The sequence below is a fragment of the Mycobacterium sp. SMC-21 genome (assembly GCF_045310825.1).
Taxonomy (GTDB): domain Bacteria; phylum Actinomycetota; class Actinomycetes; order Mycobacteriales; family Mycobacteriaceae; genus Mycobacterium.
Map to the genome: position 1 here is coordinate 20,422 of NZ_JBJIAO010000046.1, position 18,273 is coordinate 38,694.

General features: G+C 64.6%; 17 protein-coding genes and 2 tRNA genes. 15 read left to right on the forward strand and 4 right to left on the reverse strand.

Annotated features, from left to right (window positions below; translation table 11 throughout):
* The first annotated feature begins 39 nt into the window (after positions 1-39).
* Positions 40-113 (forward strand) — tRNA-Pro (locus ACJH6H_RS26490).
* 106 nt (positions 114-219) lie between these two features.
* Here ACJH6H_RS26490 and ACJH6H_RS26495 read toward each other — a convergent pair.
* Complete coding sequence (locus ACJH6H_RS26495) at positions 220-1,422, reverse strand: tyrosine-type recombinase/integrase (RefSeq protein ID WP_406776122.1); 1,203 nt, start codon at positions 1,420-1,422, stop codon at positions 220-222.
* Positions 1,423-1,635: 213 nt separating this feature from the next.
* On the opposite strand from ACJH6H_RS26495, the gene ACJH6H_RS26500 reads away from it, so the two are divergent.
* The 9 genes from ACJH6H_RS26500 to ACJH6H_RS26540 all read left to right on the forward strand — a co-directional run bounded on the left by ACJH6H_RS26500 (position 1,636) and on the right by ACJH6H_RS26540 (position 10,914).
* Positions 1,636-1,842, forward strand: coding sequence for a helix-turn-helix domain-containing protein (locus ACJH6H_RS26500; protein WP_406776123.1), 207 nt, complete (start codon positions 1,636-1,638; stop codon positions 1,840-1,842).
* A 102-nt stretch (positions 1,843-1,944) separates the two neighbouring features.
* Entirely contained in the window at positions 1,945-2,664 is a 720-nt protein-coding gene (locus ACJH6H_RS26505; RefSeq protein ID WP_406776124.1) for a hypothetical protein, read from the forward strand.
* Positions 2,661-3,047, forward strand: coding sequence for a hypothetical protein (locus tag ACJH6H_RS26510; RefSeq protein ID WP_406776125.1), 387 nt, complete (start codon positions 2,661-2,663; stop codon positions 3,045-3,047). The genes ACJH6H_RS26505 and ACJH6H_RS26510 overlap by 4 nt, the downstream gene beginning before the upstream one ends.
* A gap of 11 nt (positions 3,048-3,058) precedes the next feature.
* A complete protein-coding gene (locus ACJH6H_RS26515; protein WP_406776126.1) occupies positions 3,059-3,322 on the forward strand; it encodes a hypothetical protein in 264 nt (87 codons plus the stop codon).
* Between the two features lie 238 nt (positions 3,323-3,560).
* Positions 3,561-4,100: a hypothetical protein gene (locus ACJH6H_RS26520; RefSeq protein WP_406776127.1), complete on the forward strand. Its 540-nt coding sequence runs from the start codon at positions 3,561-3,563 to the stop codon at positions 4,098-4,100.
* On the forward strand, positions 4,097-4,513 hold the full coding sequence (locus ACJH6H_RS26525) for a hypothetical protein (RefSeq protein WP_406776128.1): 417 nt from the start codon (positions 4,097-4,099) through the stop codon (positions 4,511-4,513). The genes ACJH6H_RS26520 and ACJH6H_RS26525 overlap by 4 nt, the downstream gene beginning before the upstream one ends.
* Positions 4,503-4,874: a hypothetical protein gene (locus ACJH6H_RS26530; protein WP_406776129.1), complete on the forward strand. Its 372-nt coding sequence runs from the start codon at positions 4,503-4,505 to the stop codon at positions 4,872-4,874. Before ACJH6H_RS26525 ends, ACJH6H_RS26530 begins: the two co-directional genes overlap by 11 nt.
* 57 nt (positions 4,875-4,931) lie before the next feature.
* The gene (locus tag ACJH6H_RS26535) at positions 4,932-5,942 is read left to right on the forward strand and encodes an HK97 family phage prohead protease (protein WP_406776130.1); all 1,011 of its coding nucleotides are present in this window, start codon (positions 4,932-4,934) and stop codon (positions 5,940-5,942) included.
* A gap of 292 nt (positions 5,943-6,234) precedes the next feature.
* Positions 6,235-10,914 (forward strand): phage tail tape measure protein, encoded by a 4,680-nt coding sequence (locus tag ACJH6H_RS26540; protein WP_406776131.1) that lies wholly within the window; start codon positions 6,235-6,237, stop codon positions 10,912-10,914.
* Between the two features lie 403 nt (positions 10,915-11,317).
* Here the strand turns inward: ACJH6H_RS26540 and ACJH6H_RS26545 are convergent, their stop codons facing one another.
* A complete protein-coding gene (locus ACJH6H_RS26545; protein WP_406776132.1) occupies positions 11,318-12,070 on the reverse strand; it encodes a hypothetical protein in 753 nt (250 codons plus the stop codon).
* 92 nt (positions 12,071-12,162) lie between these two features.
* Here ACJH6H_RS26545 and ACJH6H_RS26550 point away from each other — a divergent pair, with 92 nt between their 5' ends.
* Positions 12,163-12,753, forward strand: a complete 591-nt coding sequence (locus ACJH6H_RS26550) for a hypothetical protein (RefSeq protein WP_406776133.1) — start codon at positions 12,163-12,165, stop codon at positions 12,751-12,753.
* A 360-nt stretch (positions 12,754-13,113) separates the two neighbouring features.
* Here the strand turns inward: ACJH6H_RS26550 and ACJH6H_RS26555 are convergent, their stop codons facing one another.
* Complete coding sequence (locus tag ACJH6H_RS26555) at positions 13,114-13,962, reverse strand: hypothetical protein (RefSeq protein WP_406776134.1); 849 nt, start codon at positions 13,960-13,962, stop codon at positions 13,114-13,116.
* Positions 13,963-14,103: 141 nt separating this feature from the next.
* Between ACJH6H_RS26555 and ACJH6H_RS26560 the strand changes: the two genes are divergently transcribed.
* Positions 14,104-14,451, forward strand: a complete 348-nt coding sequence (locus tag ACJH6H_RS26560) for a hypothetical protein (RefSeq protein ID WP_406776135.1) — start codon at positions 14,104-14,106, stop codon at positions 14,449-14,451.
* Positions 14,452-15,189, forward strand: coding sequence for a tyrosine-type recombinase/integrase (locus ACJH6H_RS26565; protein ID WP_406776136.1), 738 nt, complete (start codon positions 14,452-14,454; stop codon positions 15,187-15,189).
* Between the two features lie 8 nt (positions 15,190-15,197).
* Here the strand turns inward: ACJH6H_RS26565 and ACJH6H_RS26570 are convergent.
* A tRNA-Ile gene (locus tag ACJH6H_RS26570) sits at positions 15,198-15,272 on the reverse strand.
* 300 nt (positions 15,273-15,572) lie between these two features.
* Here ACJH6H_RS26570 and ACJH6H_RS26575 point away from each other — a divergent pair.
* Both ACJH6H_RS26575 and ACJH6H_RS26580 read left to right on the forward strand, forming a co-directional pair.
* Positions 15,573-16,667, forward strand: coding sequence for a fatty acid desaturase family protein (locus tag ACJH6H_RS26575; protein ID WP_406776137.1), 1,095 nt, complete (start codon positions 15,573-15,575; stop codon positions 16,665-16,667).
* A 1,341-nt stretch (positions 16,668-18,008) separates the two neighbouring features.
* On the forward strand, positions 18,009-18,273 hold a 265-nt coding region (locus ACJH6H_RS26580; protein WP_406776138.1), incomplete at its 3' end, for a hypothetical protein.

Here is an 18,273-nt window from a genome sequence, read left to right on the forward strand (position 1 = left end):
TAGGCTTTCCAACCGTTGCCGGTTCGTCCGGCAGCGCCGCGGGCTGTGGCGCAGCTTGGTAGCGCACTTGACTGGGGGTCAAGTGGTCGCAGGTTCAAATCCTGTCAGCCCGACAGATGAAGTAGCAGGTCAGAGGCGGTTTCCCGGTTTCGGGGAGCCGCCTTTTTCACACCTGTCGGGGGTATGTACAGCAACCGGTACAGCAACCCGCCAAACCCGTCACATGCCCAGGCTCGCGGCCAGCCCGTCGACCGCCGCCCGCGCCGTCTCATCGCTGGTGTGGCCGTAGACATCACCAGTGATGGCGACGGATGAATGCCCCAGCAGATCGGCCACTGCCTTGATGTGGACTCCAGCCTCCAGCCACGCGACCGCCGCGCTATGTCGCAGGGTGTGCACGCCGATGCCGGCGACACCGACGTCCTTGGCCGCTTCTTCGATCACCCGCAGCAGGTTGCGGGGGTCAACTGCCGTGCCGAGCTCGGTGGTGAACACAAGGCCGCTCGGTGCCCACTGGTTGGCGGCGCGTAGCTGCTCGGCCGCCTGGGACGCGCGGTGCTTTCGCAGCAGCGTCACCATCGCGGGGTTCAGTGGCACGGTGCGCCGTGACCGGTCGGTCTTGGGCTGCGTGATCACCAGGCCGCGCTTGCCGATCCTGCCGAGTGTGCCCGCCACCTTCAGCTTGGCCCCGTCCAGGTCGACGTCGGCCCACTTGAGCGCCAGCACCTCGCCGCGACGTAGGCCCGTGTTGGCGATCAGCGCCAGCGCGGGGTAGTACCGCGACTGTTCGGCTGCCTGGAGCACCGCCACCACCCGGCCGGTGTCGAGGTGCTGTGCTTCGCGCCGCTCGACTCCGGGGCGTTTGACCGCCGCGGCGGGGTTCTTGGCCAGCAGCCCGTCGCGCACCGCGCCGTCCAAGCCGGCACGCAGCACGGTGTAAATCTGACGGACCGTGCTGTCTGCCAGGGCGCGAACAGGCGTCGGCTTGGGATTGGCCGCGGTGACCTTGCCCGGCTTGGTGCGCGACCGCAGCTCCAACACCAGCGCCTCGACATCGGTCGGCCGTAGTTTGTCGAGCCGTCGGTCACCGAACGGCGCGGGTTCAAGGTGTCGGCGCGACAGGTTGGAGTACAACTCGCGCGTCGAGTCCTTCCGGTCGGATGCGGCCAGTGTGGTAGCACGCCAGCGAGCCATCCACGCGCCGACAGTCACCGACGCGTCCTTGGGTGGCCCGCCCGCCTCCAACCGGTCTCGTACCTTGCCCAGTTTCTCGCGCACTTCAGCACGTGTGCGCCCGTAGACGGTGTGACGTCGGGTCCGGCCGTCCGTGTCCTCGTAGGTGACGGCACCGCCATAACCAAGCAGCTTGCCGTCGCGCATCCGCTTGTAGATCGAGCCCTCGCCGTTGGCGTTCTTGGTCATGACGATTCTCCTTCTGGTACGAGGACGGTAGCGTCGATGAGGAAAACTTTGGGAAGCCACTCAATGCTGCGACCTCCTGAAACCTGCTGTGGGCATGCAACTCTCGCGACTCATCGACCACTTAACACGTCCACACCGTACCTCTCTGTGTCGTTCACACAAGTACATCTATGTCGGCAGACGTACGCAGAGATACGACCGGATAGGAATGGAATGGACAGCGACACAGCACCTCTCCTGATTTCGATTGCCGATGCGCAGAAGCGCATGGGTGGGCTGAGCCGGGGAATGGTCTACAGGCTGATCAATGCAGGCGAGATCAACCGAGTGAATATCGGCAGTCGGGTCTTCGTGACGACGGAATCCCTTGTGGCATACCTAGATCGGATCAAGGCCCACGCATCAGGCGGTGCCGCGTAATTGGCGAACCGGCGACGCAATCCCATCGTCCACCACGGTGGCCGACCCGACACGTTCACAGCACTGCCATACGAGCTGAATCGACTGACTGCAGACGACGGCATGACGATCATCGCGCGCGCGGTGATGACGCTGCTGTGGTCTCACCGAGATGGCTACACAACATCAGCCGTGGAAATGGCGAAACAGCTTGGGTGCGAGCGGCATTACGTCCGACAGGGTCTGGACGTTCTAGTCAGGCTCTGGTGGTTGGTGATCCAGGACGTTCGATACCGAGACAAGTTGAACGCAGTGGTCAATCAGCGTTACCACCTGGCGATGGAGCGTGCGTTCACGCCTGACGAGGTGACGGAATTGTCGCGGCCAGTGCTGCTGGACCGCAAGCGTGGTGCAACCACGCCGCTAACCCTTAGCCGTGGTGGTGAACCTGGTAGTGAGACAACCAGCCAACCTGGTAGCCACACAACCAGCCAACCTGGTAGTGCAACTACCACTTCACTAGATGAAGTACTAGATCAAGAACTAAGCAGTCGGCGCGCGCCGACGCGCGCACCCCGGCAACTCGCCGACGAGCTGATCCGCCTGTACATCCCCGACGCAGGCAGCTATCCGACGAAAGAACTCAGGACGTTGGCGGCCGTCACGGCCAACCTGCTCAGCCAAGACATCGAGCCCGACCTTGTGGGGCTGTCGCTGCACAGATGGCACGAGCGGCCCGACCTCAGGCCGCCAGCGCTGCACCACATCGCATCGGACCTGATCAAAGAATTCCCCCACCTAAAACCACAGACAGATACTGCGGCGCAAGGAGATACGCCATGACCAACCCCACCGACATCCAGGCAACTCGCACATTCATCGACCAATACCGGATGGCACCGCTAGACGACGTTGGGGCGACCGACTGGCTTGCCGCGATGGTGGTGGTGGTTGATCCGACCGGCCACCGCGACGGCATCGAGGTGCCAATTCTGGTGAACCGCAACGTCAACTCGGTGCATGACATGTTCTGCACGCTGGTTGAGCACGAACAGGTGGGATCGCTGCCAGGCAAGTGGCAGGCCGCCGTGCGTGACGCCGTGTGGCGCTGCGGTCGGCAGCGCCGAGACGGTGGGCGGTGCCGTGCACAGGTCGGCCAGTCGGGTGATGCGTGCATCCACCACCGCGGTCAGTCGGACCAACTGCAGTTCGGGGCCGATGGATGATGCCTGGTCCGGTGGGAGCCGCGTATGCCGGCGCGCTCGAGGTGTCGTGCTCGTCGTGCGGGGCCGACGTCGACCAGTACTGCACGACGCCCGACGGACGGCTACGGCGCTGCCCCTGCGTGACCCGCTGCACGTCGATCCCGGCCGAGTTGAGATCAGCGGCCCGCGAGACCGATTCTGACGTGGCACAGGGCCACTCAGCCCCTCAGCTTGTGTTCGTGGACCTCGATGCCCACGACCCCAGCGAGCCGCGGCATCCGCGAGGTGACGAGTGAACCTCGCAGATGTCGTCGCACCATTGATGCCGGGCGCGGCCTGCCGTGGTCACTGGTTGACGTTCGATCCTGCGCGGGCCAGCGAGCAGCCGGAAAGGGTGGCGCAACGTCATGCCGAGGCTGTCGCCACGTGTGCTCGGTGTCCCGCGCTGCTGAAGTGCCGCAGCTGGTTTGACGCACTACCCGCCCACAAGCGGCCTGGCGGCGTGGTCGCCGGCCGACTCCCACAGGAGGACCAATGACCGAGCTCAACCCCGCCCCCAACCCCTCGTCTAACCCTGCCGCTAAGGGTTACGAGCGAGAGCTCGCAGAGCTGACGGCCCAGCACGCCGAGCAGTTGCGTGCCATCGATCTCAGGTTGAATCTCGCGCTCGGGGCGCAGGGCAACATCAGCGACGCGTTCAAGTTCGCCGCTGCGCGGTCCCTGCTGCATTTGGCCGATGTCATCGACATGGTCAACGGCCTCGACACCGACGACGCCAAGAAGACCGCCGCAATCCTGTTGGTCCAGCACGTCGCAACCAACCTGCTCGATCATGAGATCGCGAAACTGCCAGAGCCCCAGTACTACACGCTCGGCCACCCCGTCGTCAGTCCGGTGGAGCTCGGCCTGGACTGCGCATGTGTCCACTACCAGGTCTGGCATCCCCACCCCGACAACGAGATCAATCGGCCGCAGGAACTGCCGCCCGCCCCGTGCCCGGCGGGCGGTCAGCATCGCCTGTTCGTTTTGGGGCCGGGAGAGATTGAGACACGTCACGAGGCGGTGGCACGGTGACCCGAGCAACGCACCTCGACCTGTTGAAATTCGCCGTCGCCATCGGCGCAGGGCAAGCGGCATACACACAGGGCGTGATGGCCAAGATGCGCGACCTAGGCATGGTCGAGTGGGCCACGCTGACGACGATCCTGGAGAGCGTTGAAAGCGAGCTGCTGGACTGTCTGCCGAACGGTGAGGCGGACCTCGACGGCCGCTACTCAGCTGGCCATCACGTCGCCTCCGTTGTGGAATTCCCTGATTGCCAATGCGTTCACGTACAGCTCTGGCATCCCGACCCCCGCCACACCCGTAACCAACCGCGGGTACTAGCGGACCTGCAGTGCCCGAAAACCTCTGTAACGCACCGCATCGAGGTTCTGGAGCCGGGCATCGTGGAGACGGTCGACCTGGGGGCGGCGGATGAGGAGTGACGGACTATGGCTCGACACCGAGGATGTCGCGTTCTTCGCCGGGGCGTTGGCGCTGCTCGCCGAGCTGGTCAAGCAGCGCGGCCAACTCATCCCACCAGAAGTGGTGGAGGCCCAGCGGAAGCTTAATCAGTTCCTCAAGAGTCGCATCGATGTTCTCGGCGACACGACGTTACGACCGCCGGCTGGCTGGTTGCTGGATGCTGACGTGGTGGATGTAAGCGCGGCGGCCGAGCAACTCGGGGTGACGCCCGACGCGGTCCGAAAGGCATGCCGCGGAGGACGTTTCAAGCGTGTGGCACAAAAAGAGTTGGGCCGCTGGATGATTCCAGCCGCCGACGTGGTGAGAGTCAGGAGTGAGTAGGTGCAAAGAACCCAGGTTGATACCGCTATCGCGCTAACGGTTCGTAACCGGCCCACCGTGATCACCGACGCCCCCGAGCATCGCAGCATTCCCCTCGATCGTGTGGAGCTGCGATCTGATTCGGGCGACCAGCTCACGCTGACGGGCTATGCCAGCACATTTCAGGAGTATGAGATGTACGGCGGCCCCGCGGCCGGCGGCTGGATCGAGCAGATTGCTCCGACGGCGTTCGATAAGACGCTCAAGTTGAACCCCGACCTGATGCTGCTTATCAACCACGAGGGAATGCCGCTGGCGCGCACCAAGTCCGGCACCCTCAAGCTGTCGGTGGACAGCCACGGGTTGAAGGTCAGTGCCAAGCTGGACCGGTCGGACCCCGACGTGCAGCGGCTGGAGTCCAAGATGCGCCGCGGCGACATGGACGAAATGTCGTTCGCATTCCGCGTCAAGGCACAGAAATGGTCCAGCACACCGAAGTTCCCGAACGACAAGCAGGCATTACGCACCATCACCGAAGTGTCGCTGCACAAGGGCGACGTCAGCGTCGTTAATTACGGGGCCAACGACACCACCTCAGTTGAACTCAAGGCGAGAAGGGGCAGCACGATGGGGAAGACGCGGACACTGGCAGAGATCAGGGCCATCGAGGCACGCGACGCCCGCCGAAACGAGCAGTTGCGCCACAGTGCAGCTCGTAGCGCAAATACGCTTCCGCTGATCGAGGCGCATCAAGCCCGCCAGCGACTAGCGCATCAACCGAGCATCTACGCCCCCACCGCCACCGTGAATGCCAGTCGTCGCGCGGAAGTTGTGGCACGGCAAGCGCGTGACCGTATCGAACTAGGTCGCCAGGCGATTGTCAGCCAACTTGTCGCGAGAAGGGCTGAGTTGCTCCTGAAGGCATGCCAAACACCAGCCCGGATGTCACCCAACGATGTCCGAGAGCTGGCACTGGCCAACCAGCGGGAGCAGTGGCGTGCCGCGGGCCTCGACCCTCTCACCGGCAAGCCATACAAATCTCACGACTTGCTGGTGAATCCCCGCACCGGTCGGCCGTACAACGCATGACCAGGGGGCAGCCGAACCCAGTGACGACGTGGTTGCGGCGTTCGAGACTCGTGGTCGCGCTCGAAACGTGACCATGAGGGCCGCACCCCTACTTCCTCCAGGGGGTGCGATCCCGCCCAGTGCCAACACGGTGGAAGGCGTTGGGGGCCAACGGCTCCCAACGCCGGGCACGGGCACAGACTGACCGGAGAGTTCAAACCTCCTTCTCCGGTCTCGGTCGGGGGTGAGCGCCGCCAGATTTGCCACTGGCTGAGCAGCTCCACCCGACCACCAAACTGCGAAAGGAGCCGGGATGCCGGGTAATGGTGGTATCGAGCTGGCCCAGGTGTGGGTGCCGCTTATGCCGGAGGCCTCCAAGATGGCCCGCGGTGTCGAGAACGTCGCTGCGACCGCTGAGCGACGTTTCGGCAAGGCGAGCAAGGTAATTGGTGGCCACCTCGCGCAAGGGGTCGACGCTGGCGCATCCAAGATGCGGCAGGCGCTGGCTGACGTCGAGAAGCGCACGCTGGCGGTTGAAAAGGCCAAGCTGCGGGAGGCTGACGCCCAGGGCCGGGTGAACGTCGCTGAGAAGCGGTTCCACGAGCTGCGGAATTCCAGTAGTGCCAAGGAATCCCAGCGCATGAAGGCGTACGAGGACATGACGCGGCTGCAGCGTGCGGCTGCGGCGTCCACGGCGACGCTGGCCCGTGAGACGAAGGCTCTGTCGGTCGCTCAGGAGGCCAACGCGGCGGCGTCGGCTGCCGCGGCGTCGGCGGCGAAAGTGCCCATGGCCCAGCGTCTGTCTGCTCAGGCGGCAGCCGCTGGGGTGGCGTCGGGCGCGCAGTTCACCAACGGTTTCAGTTCGATGCTCAAGTCGGGTGCCGCGCTGGCTGGTGTCGGTGGGTTCGCTGCCACGCTCAAGTCGGTGGTGTCGGCGGGCGTCGACATGGAATCGAACCTCAACAAGCTGCAGGGCGTCACCGGGGCCAACGCCAAGGAGATGGCGCTGGCGTCGGCGACGGCTCAGAAGCTGGGGTCCGACACCACCATCGTGGGCGCGACGGCCGCGGACGCCGCGGCGGCGATGCTCGAGCTGGCCAAGTCGGGCCTGACGATGAACCAGGCGCTCGGGGCTGCCCCCGGCACCCTGCGGCTGGCGGCTGCCGCTTCTATCGACGCGGCGACTGCCGCTGAGGCGCAGGGCAACATCATCAACTCGTTCCAGCTCAAGGCTGAGGACGCCAACCACGTCGCTGACGCGCTGGCCAACGTCGCCAACGCGGCGGCTGGCGAGGTCCCCGATTTCATGCAAGGCCTCCAGCAGGCCGCGACGGTGGCGCACGGATTCGGCATCTCGATGGACGACACCGTTGCGACACTTGGCCTTTTCGCCAACGCGGGCATCAAGGGCTCAGACGCCGGTACGTCGCTCAAGACGATGCTCACCCACCTGGCTGCGCCTTCCGATCAGGCCGGCAAGGCGATGGACGCGCTGGGCCTGAACATCCGCAACGCCAAGGGCGAGTTCGTCGGGATGCGCGAGCTGTTCCGGCAGATCGGCGAGGCGTCGAGCCGCATGAGGCCCGACGATTTCCAGGAGAACGTCGCGACGGTGTTCGGCACCGACGCGATCCGCGGCGCGATGATCGCCGGCAGTCAGGGCATCGAGACGCTGGACAGGATGAAGAAGTCGGTCATCGAAGTTGGTGGCGCGACCAAGATGGCGGCCGCCAACATGCAAGGCGTCCCAGGGGTTTTGGAGAAGATCAGCAACTCCGCGTCGGGCGTCGGTCTGACGTTCTACGACATGCTCAAGCCGATTCTGTTGTCGGGCGGCGACAAAGTCGTGTCGATACTGCAGAAGGCGCAGGATGCGCTCGACCGAATCAAGTCGGGCAAGGGCGCTGGTGGTGCTCTGGCGGTGATTGCCGACGGCTGGAAGAACATCAGCGGCGCAGTGAAGGACATCGGCCCCGACCTGATCAAGGCGGCCGCCGCGCTCGCTAAGGGTGTGGCCAGCGCCGTCGTAACTGGTTGGGAAGCACTGGGTTTGGCGTTCAAGGTGATCGAGCCGCCGGCCAAGCTGCTGCTGCAGGTCCTCAACGGTCTTCCCGGTGGGTTGTCGACGGCCGCCACGCTGATGGCCGCGCTGTACCTCAAGTCCAAGCTGGCGGGCCCGGCGATGCAGGGTGCTGCTGCGGCAACCAAGGCGTGGGGCAACGCATTCAGTGGCTGGCGGTCGCAGGCCGACGACGCGCACCGGACGATGACGCGTATCACCACCGCGACGGGCGAGACGGTGTTTCAGCAGCGCGGCTACATCACCCAGATTCGCGACGCTTACCGCAATGCTGCGACGGACTCTCAGCGATTCGGCCGCACGATCGGTACGGCCAGCGGCGCGATGACGGGAATGAAGATCGCGGGCGGCGGCATCATGTCGATGCTCGGCGGACCATGGGGTGCCGCGGCCGTCGGGATGACCCTCGCCATTGGGAAAATCGCGCAGTCGCACGCCGACGCGGCCGAGGCCGCCAGGCGGCAGAAGGAGGCGGAGGACGACCTCAAGGGCACGATGACCGCCGGCCGGTTGTCCGAGCAGACGCTCAAGGACATGTCGAAGTCCTTGGAGGACAGCGGCGCTGCCAAGCGTGCCCAGTCGTTCGGGCTGAACCCCAACGTGCTGCTACAGAGCGCGACCGGCGACAAGGCGGCGCGGTCCCAGCTGCTGACCAACCTGCAAAACCAGCTGGCTGACGTCGAGAAGAACAAGGGCAAGAACGATCAGTTCCGAGAGTCGGCCAAGGCGCTGGAGGTGTTGAAGGCCGCGGGCGTCAACGACCAGGACCTGGCCAAGGCGCTGTCGAAAGAGGGATTCAACTGGGACATCGCCACCAAGAAGCTGGACGAGTACAACGCGGCGCAGAAGCGGGCATTCCAGGCAGATAAGCGCAACGAGGGCAAGGACTTTATGCCCGTCATCGCGTCGCTGGACACCCTGATGAACATGCTGCCCGACGCTGCGGAGTCGGCCGCGACGATGAACCAGCAGATGAACCACCAGGCCCTGACGGCCACCAATGCGGCCGAGTCGTGGAAGCGCGAGAACGAAGTGCTCAACGGCATGTGGCAAACCACGGCCAGGGGCGTGGAGGCTTTCGGGGCGCTGGGTGCTGCCATCACCTCAGTCCAGTCGGACAAGCAGGTCACCGTGTCGATCCCCGATGACAAGTACATGGAGTTCAAGCGGCGGCTGGAGGAGCTGGGCAACACGGTCCAGAAGCTGCCCGACGGCACCGTGGTGGTGACGGCCAATACCGACGAGGCGACGGAGCGTTGGAAGGCGTACCTGCAGAAGGTCGAGTCCACCCCGGTCAAGGTGCCAGTGGCGCTGCAGATCGAGGACTACAACACCCAGCTGAACAGGTGGGTGAACAACGCGATCGCCGGCAGGCCGACGGGACCGATGCCGCAGCCGAACTTCGGAGGACGGGCGACAGGTGGCCGCGTCGACGGCTCGGGGCGCATCACCGGACCCGGCAGCGGCACAAGCGATTCCATCCTGGCGCAGGTGCTGGGCGGCGGCATGGTCCGCGTGTCCAACGAAGAGTCGATCAACACCGCGCGATCCACCCGGGCCAACTGGCCCGTCATCGACGCGATGAATCGCGGTGCCAACCTGACGCCGTGGTTCAAGAAGCTGCCCACGTTCGCAGAGGGCGGCCTGCTCGACTACGCGGAATCGCTTGTGGGGCAGGGCTACAGCCAGGCGACACGGTGGGACTGCTCGGGAACCATTGCCCGCCTGGCCAACCGCGCGGTCGGTGGTGGCGGCGGTGGTCTGATGACGACGAAGAACGCGGCCGAGTGGCTGGCGGCCCGCGGGTTCGTGGAGGGTACCGGCGGCCCGGATGACTTCTCGGTCGGCTGGTACGACCACGGCCCGAACCCCAACGACGGCCACATGGCGGCGACGCTGCCCGGCGGTATCAACGCCGAGCAGGGCGGCAAGAACGGTGTGTTCACGCTGGGCGCTGGTGCGGCCGGCGCGAGCGATCCGCAGTTTGACCGCCACATGTACCTGCCGTCGGACGCGATGTTCCCCCAGGGTGGGGGTGGCAGTGGGGGATTCGGTGGTTCGTCCGGCGATAGCGGCGGTGGGGGCTCTGCAGGTGGGTCGGGCAGCGGCCCCACGGGCGCTGAGCGGCGCGCGCTGCGCAACGCGGCGCAGAAGGTCGATGACACCGCCAAGAACGTCGAGCTGGCGCAGAAGCGGCTCGATGAGGTCAACGCCGACCCCAAGTCCAAGCCGTCCGCTCGAGCTGCCGCGCAGGAGCGGCTGAACAAGGCCGAGCGCGAGCACCAGGACGCCATGCAGGACCAGGCGTCGATGCAGGAAGAGATCAACCAGAAGGTGGCTGACCGCGGCTCCCGCGGCGGCAAGGGCGATCGCAGCGGCAAGGGCAGCGGCCCCGACGGTGAGTCGTTCGCCAAGGACATGTTCTCGGGCGCGCTGGAAGCTCTCGGCCTCGACGGCAGCGTCTTCTCCAACCCGATGGAGTGGGGCATCTGGAAGACCGGCACCGCCGCGGCCAACTGGGTCGGCGGCCTGCTCAAGAACTGGGGCACCAACGACGGGCCGTCGCGACTGAACCCGTACGGGACGGGCCAGTACGCCGGCAACCCAATGGGCACCCAGCACGGCCGCGGCGCGGGGTCACCCGGCCCCGGCAACCAGGGCGATGGCGGTCTTGGTGGCTTCCAGCTGGGTGACGGCGGCGGCATGTCGGGCGTCGGCGACACCCTGATGGGCGCGCTGCCGTCGGTGGCGGACTTCTTGCCGTCGGCCGCGACCACCGCTGGCGGTCCCATCGACGCGTCAATCACGGTGAACGGCAACGTCGATTCCAAGACGTGGGGCCAGGTCACCGCCTTCAACATGGACCGGACTCGCACAGCCGGATCCGGTCTCAAGGGAGCGGGTGGCTTCTGATGGCCAAAAAGCCGGACCGGCCGTGCGCAGGCTGCGGGAAACGGATGTGGTCCAGTCCCCGCAGCCTGCCCGCCGGGCGCGCCACCTGCCTGGACTGCCGGCGCACCAGATCAGCCGCGCGACCCGCAGCCACCAGACCGTGCCGTGTATGCGGCACAACGGTACTCAGCCCCGCTCAGGTGTGCCTCGATCACAAGGGGCAGCGCCGCCGTGTATGCCGGTGGTGCGGCACGGAGTTCGTCGGGCCACGGGGCACCAACTGCTGCAGCGACGAGTGCCGTCAGATCGGCTATGATCAGGCGCCGATGCTGCGGCGAAACATCTTGTCGCAGAACAGGGATCGGCTAGCACGTCGCTAGCGAGAACCTAGCGACGTGCTAGCGATTCGCCATCTTGGGGACGTCTACGCCGGGGGCGTCGACCGCTGGGTGTACAGCGTCATGGCATCGCTGAGCATCAGCACTGCGCTCTGGATCGCGGGCTGAAACGACACGTGATCGAAGGCGCCTGGGTTGTCGCGCATTTCATCCGACCAGTAGTGCCCGTGCGCTGACGCTGAACCCGTGCGCCACAACTGAATAAACGACGCACCGGCAAGCGTGTTGGTATCCACCAAGCTCCTCAACATGCTCACGGTATCCGGTGGTGCGGCTAGGTTCTCGACGCCCAACGCCGACGCGTACTCAGTCAGCGCCGCCTTGTGGGTCCTGATTGTCGCTAGGGCTTGCTGGCGCGATTCCTCCGTCTCGCCAACGAGGTGGGTCCCCTCCAAGTCTTGGATGGCCTTGCGCTGCTCTTCAAGATTCTCGAACCGATACCGGATGGCCCGCAGCCGCCGCTGGTCCGGCTCGTCCGGCTGCAACAGCCAAAGCGCCCGCGTGCCACACAACAACGCGGTGCGCAACGCCGTGAAGTACGCATTGAGCCGCCTTGGTGGGCCCGCCGCGGCGGCATCAACCACGCCACCCAGATGATCCAACCCCATCAGGATCGCGCGGTGCGCGATCATCGAATTCTCCGGCGGAACCGCATCGTCATTTGCCAAGTCACTGCCGGGCTGCGGTCGGGAGTACAGGCCATCGCGCATCCACGGATCAGCCACTTCGTACATCCACCGGACGATCCCGTCTAGTGTCGCCTGCTGTTCATCACTCACGCGCTCCAGTCTGGCGAAGGGGTGCGACACACAGTCACACCGGTCATGCCAGATGAGGGCATCCTGTCGGTATAGCGCGCTAGATTCCGCTCATGGCAGATGCGGGGCTGATAGTCGGGATCATCGGCGCGGCCGTCGGGGTACTGGGCGCGGCAGCCAGTGGGTTCGCGCTCGTGTACGCACATATGGCCAACGACAAAGCGAGGCAATCCATCGCCATCGCGGGGGAGAGTCGCGACCTCGCGGTGGAAGCGAACGACCTTTCGCGACAGTCCAACACCATCGCCACGGGTGCCCGCGAAATCGCCCAGGACGCCAACGACATCAGCCGCCGCGCAGAGGCCCGGGAGACCGAACGCCACGACGTCCGGTGGGAGTACGGCTGGTTGTCGAAACAGCAGGGCATCTATGCCCTGACGAAACGAGGCGGCGATGTTGCCCACGACGTGAAAGCGACAGTCAAGCTCGGTATCCACGAGCTGACGCACGAGGTAGCGGCTGTCACCGAGGACGGTGCGCGCCTCCAGTTCAGGTTCGGTCCCGACGCCCTTGGGCCCGAGGTGCTTGGAGAGACGACTCGCGTCGGCATGGTGTTGAAGAAGATCAACTTCGTCAGCGTCAGGGTGGACTGGACCACCGAACTGGGTACACCACGGAGCGATGGGACGTCCGTTCCGGCTTGACTGACCAGCGGAAACGGGTGGGACGCACCGCCTTCCGCGGGCTGCTGACCTGGGGAAACGCGGCCGGGCCACCCGGCCCCCGTCACCATAACCCCTGGTCAGGGGCCTGACCCGGGGGCCCCTCGAAAGTCTTCGGCCCTGGTCGCCGCCCCTTCCGACCGGGAGGGGTCTTCTACCCCCGAGGAAAAGTGGAAAAAATCTGCGGCCGGGGATGCGGCAATCGGTGCGGCGCACCGCCTTCCAGACGGACCGGCCGATGGTACCGAATCGCCTGGTCAGCAACACATTCCGTCGGCCTCCCCGAACCATCGGTGCGCCAACGATTTCCGTTCACTTTTCGCGGATACGCCGACGTCACGTTCAGCAGCCGGCGGCCTTCAGCTCATCGAGCGTGGTCTGCACCCCGTTCACCAGGACGCCCATGGTGCCGCGCACGTCGTTGTCAACGCCGAGGCTTGGGAGCATGATTCGTTCGCCATATTCGGTAGTCATGTGGAAGTTTGCGGGCACCCACTTATGTACTTTCTGGCCCGGCTTGGCGAGCGGCCGGCGGACGGTGAGTACCGCGGCGGTAGCCCCGTCGACCATGGGGGCGTCGGTGATGTCGGTTCGGACCACTTCGACATCCGATTTGGTCACGTCGAGTGCCTTCGTGACGTAGCTGACCACTTGAATCTCGCGGTGTTTGTCCCGGTTTACCAGATCGTTGAGCCCGGCCAGCGGGTGGTCGTGCGGCGTCGCGAAGTGGTAGGGCTGGCACGTTTCGATGGCCGCTAGTACCGCGGAATCGACGTAGTTGACGAGCTTCTTCTGGACACTGTCGACTTTCGGCTTTGCCGGTGTTGTGGCGGTCTGCTGGACGGCGGGTGAGCCGAGCCATTGATCTTTGTTGAGCAGGATCGGGAAGTTGAGTTTGCGTTCTTCGGCTTCAGTCAGGGTGTGTAGCTTCGCCGCGTGCCCGACGACGGCGTGGTCCAGGGCGGCGCGCAGGTTGGTGAGGATGTCACCAACGATCAGGCCCCATTCGGCCGGCGTTTGCTCTTTCACCTTCAGTTTTACGGTGATGACGCCTAGCTCGGGCTGGAATAGGTGGTCTTTCGATGTGAAGGTCCAGCTGTGAGTGTCGCGCTTGCGGAATGCTTTGATCTGGGTATCGAGAGTGCCGAGGTGCGTCTTGGCGCGGGCGAGTTTGGCGTACGAGCTGTCCATTGACGCGAGTGTAGATCCGACCACCGATTACTCCGGTGGTGCTACTCGCAGGCCAGCGGCGGCAGTAGATGCGTGCAGCGTGAGAGTGCCGGCCGGTTCGAACGCCCCCGGCCCAATTCCCCGCCAGTGAGGGATTTCCCCATGGGTGGCCATCCCTACCCAAGCGTGGTGACTATTGCTGCTGTGGCGCAATTGATCAGGGTGATGAATTTCGTCAAAGCACCTGTGCCACTTGATATTTCGACAAATCGAGCTACCTTCACCGATATGACTACCAACCTATACCGCGACACACCACCTTTCACCGAGGCCGTCGACCTTGACCGGCTTGACGATCAGCAACCCCCGACAAGATGTTTCGCCACGGAGCTGCCAGCCAGCCTTGCCGTCGACCTGATCGCAGATTGGGCGACGTGGCAGTACGCCCAAAGCTTGTCGGTTCGCACCGTCACCGAACGGGCCAGCGCGGTCAAACGCTGCGCGCAGTAGATGGGCACCGCTCCCGAGCACTTGCAGCCGCAGCAGATCTCCGAATGGCTGGCGAACGACACGTGGAGCGCCCGAACCCGCGTCACCTACTACTTGGCGCTGTCGGCGTGGTTTCGGTGGCTGGCCACAATGGGGCACCGGCCGGTCAACCCTATGGAACGTGTCGGCAAGCCGCGGCAGCCGCGTACGGTGCCGCGGCCTATTACCGATGCCAACCTTCGCCGGCTCCTGGGTGTGCTGATGCGACGTCGAACCCGCGCGATGATCCTGCTGGCCGCACTCCAGGGATTGCGCGCGCACGAGATCGCCAAGGTGAAGGCGGAGGACTTCGACCTGGTTGACCGTACCCTGACGGTCAAGGGCAAGGGAGGGGTGGTTGCGACGCTGCCGTTGCATCATCTGGTGGTTGAGCACGCCTACCTGATGCCGCGAACCGGGTACTGGTTCCCTGGGCCGGACCACGGTCATCAGCGTCGCGAGTCTGTGTGCCAGACGATCAAGCAGGCGATGGTCCGTGCGGGCGTGCGGGGGTCGGCGCATCAGCTGCGTCATTGGTTCGGTACCGCCTTGGTGCGTGCCGGCGTGGACCTGCGGACTACCCAGGAGTTGATGCGGCACCAGAATCTGGCCAGCACGGCCATCTACACCGCGATCAGTGATCGGCAGCGGGCGGCGGGGTTGCAGCGGTTGGATCCGTTGCAGGTTGGCACGCTGTCAGACCGTGACGACGTCGTGTAGGTGCTCGGTGGGGCGGGCGGGACTTGAACCCGCGACCAACGGATTATGAGTCCGTAGCTACTGACCAACTGAGCTACCGCCCCGCCTGGTGGACCTTACGGCGGCGCGTAGGTGTGGTCCAGGGGCTGCTGGCAGTACAGCAACCGGTACAGCAACCCTGCTATGTTCACACGTGCTCACAGGTGTGCATCGGTATCCAAAATGGCTGGTTTTCGTGGGAATTCGCCACATCGATGAACACCAGTGAACACGAAAATCGAGTCTGGGGGTCAAGTGGTCGCAGGTTCAAATCCTGTCAGCCCGACAAAGTTTTTGCAGGTCAAAGGCCTCGCGGTGGCCTGGATGGCCCCGTCTTACTGCCACTCCCACCCGAGGACACCTTGATGGCGATCGCCGATGTCTCTGCCTACGTACACCTCAGCCGTGAAGACGTCGAAGAGATCGGCTACGAACTCGACGTGATCCGCCGGGACGTCGAGGAGTCGCTCGGGGCGAAGGACTCGGCGTACATCCGGCGGGTGATCCATTTTCAGCGGGCGCTCGATGTCGCGGCGCGGCTGATGATCGCCGGGAGCCGGTCCAAGGTCGGCTGGGTCGCCGGCACGTGCGCGCTGGCGTATGCGAAGTCGGTCGAGAACATGGAGCTCGGCCACAACATCTCCCACGGCCAGTGGGATTGGATGAACGACCCGGAAATCCACTCCGATACCTGGGAGTGGGACATGGTCGGACATTCGGCGCAGTGGCGGTACTCGCACAACTATCGGCATCACGTCTACACCAACGTGCTCGGCATGGACGAGGACATCGGTTACCGCCTGCTACGGGTGACGACCGACCAGCCGTGGCGGTGGGCGCATTTGTTGGCCCCGCTCGGAAACCTGGTGCTGGCTGCGACGTTCGAATGGGGTATCGCCCTGCACGGCCTGCACTCGGAGCGGCTCCGGGGTGAGACGCCAGACGCTGTCGCGGTGGAGGAGCGGAAATTCCTCGCCAAGAGCGCGCGCCAGCTGGCCAAGGACTATGTGTTCTTCCCGGCGCTGAGCCTGCGCCGGTGGCGTCGCACGCTGGCGGCCAATGCCACCGCGAATGTGCTCCGGAATCTGTGGGTGTACGTGAACATCATTTGCGGGCACATCCCCGACGGGGCCGAGACGTTCGACCCGGCGGTGGTCAAGGACGAGACTCGCGGCGAATGGTATCTGCGACAGATTCTCGGGACGGCGAACTTCAACGCAGGCCCGCTGCTGGCGTTCTCGGGTGGGCACCTGTGCTACCAGATCGAGCACCACCTGTTCCCTGATCTGCCGAGCAACCGGTTGCCTGAAGTGAGCGTCCGGGTCCGGGAACTGTGCGAGAAGTACGACCTGCCCTACAACACGGCATCGCTTCCGCGCCAGTACTTTCGGACGCAACGGATCATCCACGGGTTGGCGCTGCCCGACTGGCTGCTGCGCGTGGGGCGGCGGCGCGACTAGCTGTTCAATGGATACGCCGGCCGGATTAGTTGCGCGGGGGCGGACGAATCGGCTCCGGCAGATAACTACCGTGGACTCGTCGCAGCATCGGCGGGCCTCTTCTCAGGTCGTCGAGCGTATGAGGCCGACCGCTTGGTCCATGCCGTAGCGCGTGACAAGGAGGTCGAGAATCTGATCCACGGTCCGCGGTGGTATGTAGAACCGCTGGGAAATGGCCTGCAGAGCCCACCGGGCAACGTCGGGGGAGACTGCTACGGTGTTCGCGGCGAACTCTGCGGCGGAGACAACCTTGATGGGTTCGGGGATGCGTTGTGGGGGAAAGTCTTTGAGGTTGCCGTCACCGATGCCACAGTGGGAACGGTGAGGCGATTGCGCGTCTGCTGGCGGGCCGCGGCGCTGCGGTAGCACGGCGCACAATCAGGGGTTCGATTCCGCTTAGCTTCAACCTCGAACCAATCTGTCAGAGGCCTTGGTTATGGTCCGCACCATGGACCACGCTTCCGACTGCCTCAAAGTGCGGTAGATCGACCTTGACGGCGACGATCGCGAGTACTGGCCACGCTTCCTCGGCCGCGACGATCTGTGCACGTGCAGTGTTAATCCAAACGCCGCTGCCAAGCAACCTGCAAATGCCGAAGCCAGAGCTGAGCTACAGGAACACATCGAGGCGTGCGAGCGCCGATATCGCATGGAGCGTAGGGAAGCGGCCGGGCAGCTCGCTAAGAAGGCATGGAATCGACACTAGGCCGGATGGCCGGCGGAACATATGGGGAACTCCCGGCGGGAGAGCGTCAGAGGCGCACTGGAGCGGGCCGACCGTAGCGAAAGCCCCGCGGTTTGGGGTCGCTACGTACTAACTCTGGCGGGGTCTGTTGGTGCCAACTGTCGCGGCTAAGCATGGATACACCGATCGGCGGCCAGTCGCCAAGATCGCCACCAGCTCAGGCTGTGAGGCGTTGATCCCAGTACGCGGCGGCTCCTTTGTGGAAACCCTTGCGTTGGAAGGGGATTGCGATATCCCTCGGCATCTTCGGGTATGTCTACGGCAATAGGTTGGCCGAGACAACGACGGGTTTGTCAAGACCGAAGAGCTCGGGACCGCCCGTTCCGCCATTGCAGCGGAAGCTGATGTTGCTGCCGGCCGCACCTTCGGCGAGGAAGAGATCCGCGTTCGTTACGAGCTGCCTCCGCGAGATACGGGGCAGGCCTCGCACGACGAGACCCGAGCATTAGACAGGCAAATTCGGCAATTGGTGGAACCGGCGAGGTATGGTGCGCGGCGCGCCATCCTCATTGGGTGTCACTGCCGACGCAACCGTCTGTGCGCTCTACGATTCATCAATGGAGCCTCGAGCGTTGAAGCGCTTGGTCAATGTGCCCGTTAGGGCGCGAAACAAGGTCGTTGCCGAAGGCCTGGACATGCTTGCTCTGCACGTCGAGCGATTGGTGGCCGACGCGGCGTTGATGCATGAAAATGGCCGGGCGGAATCCGGTGCGGTACTCGATAACGTCGCGGGCGAGCAGGCGGCGAGTAATTGTCAATACCTGTGGATTGGTGTTTTTCAGGCGACCTCCGTTCCGGTCGGGGTGGCCGGGTTGTCGGCCG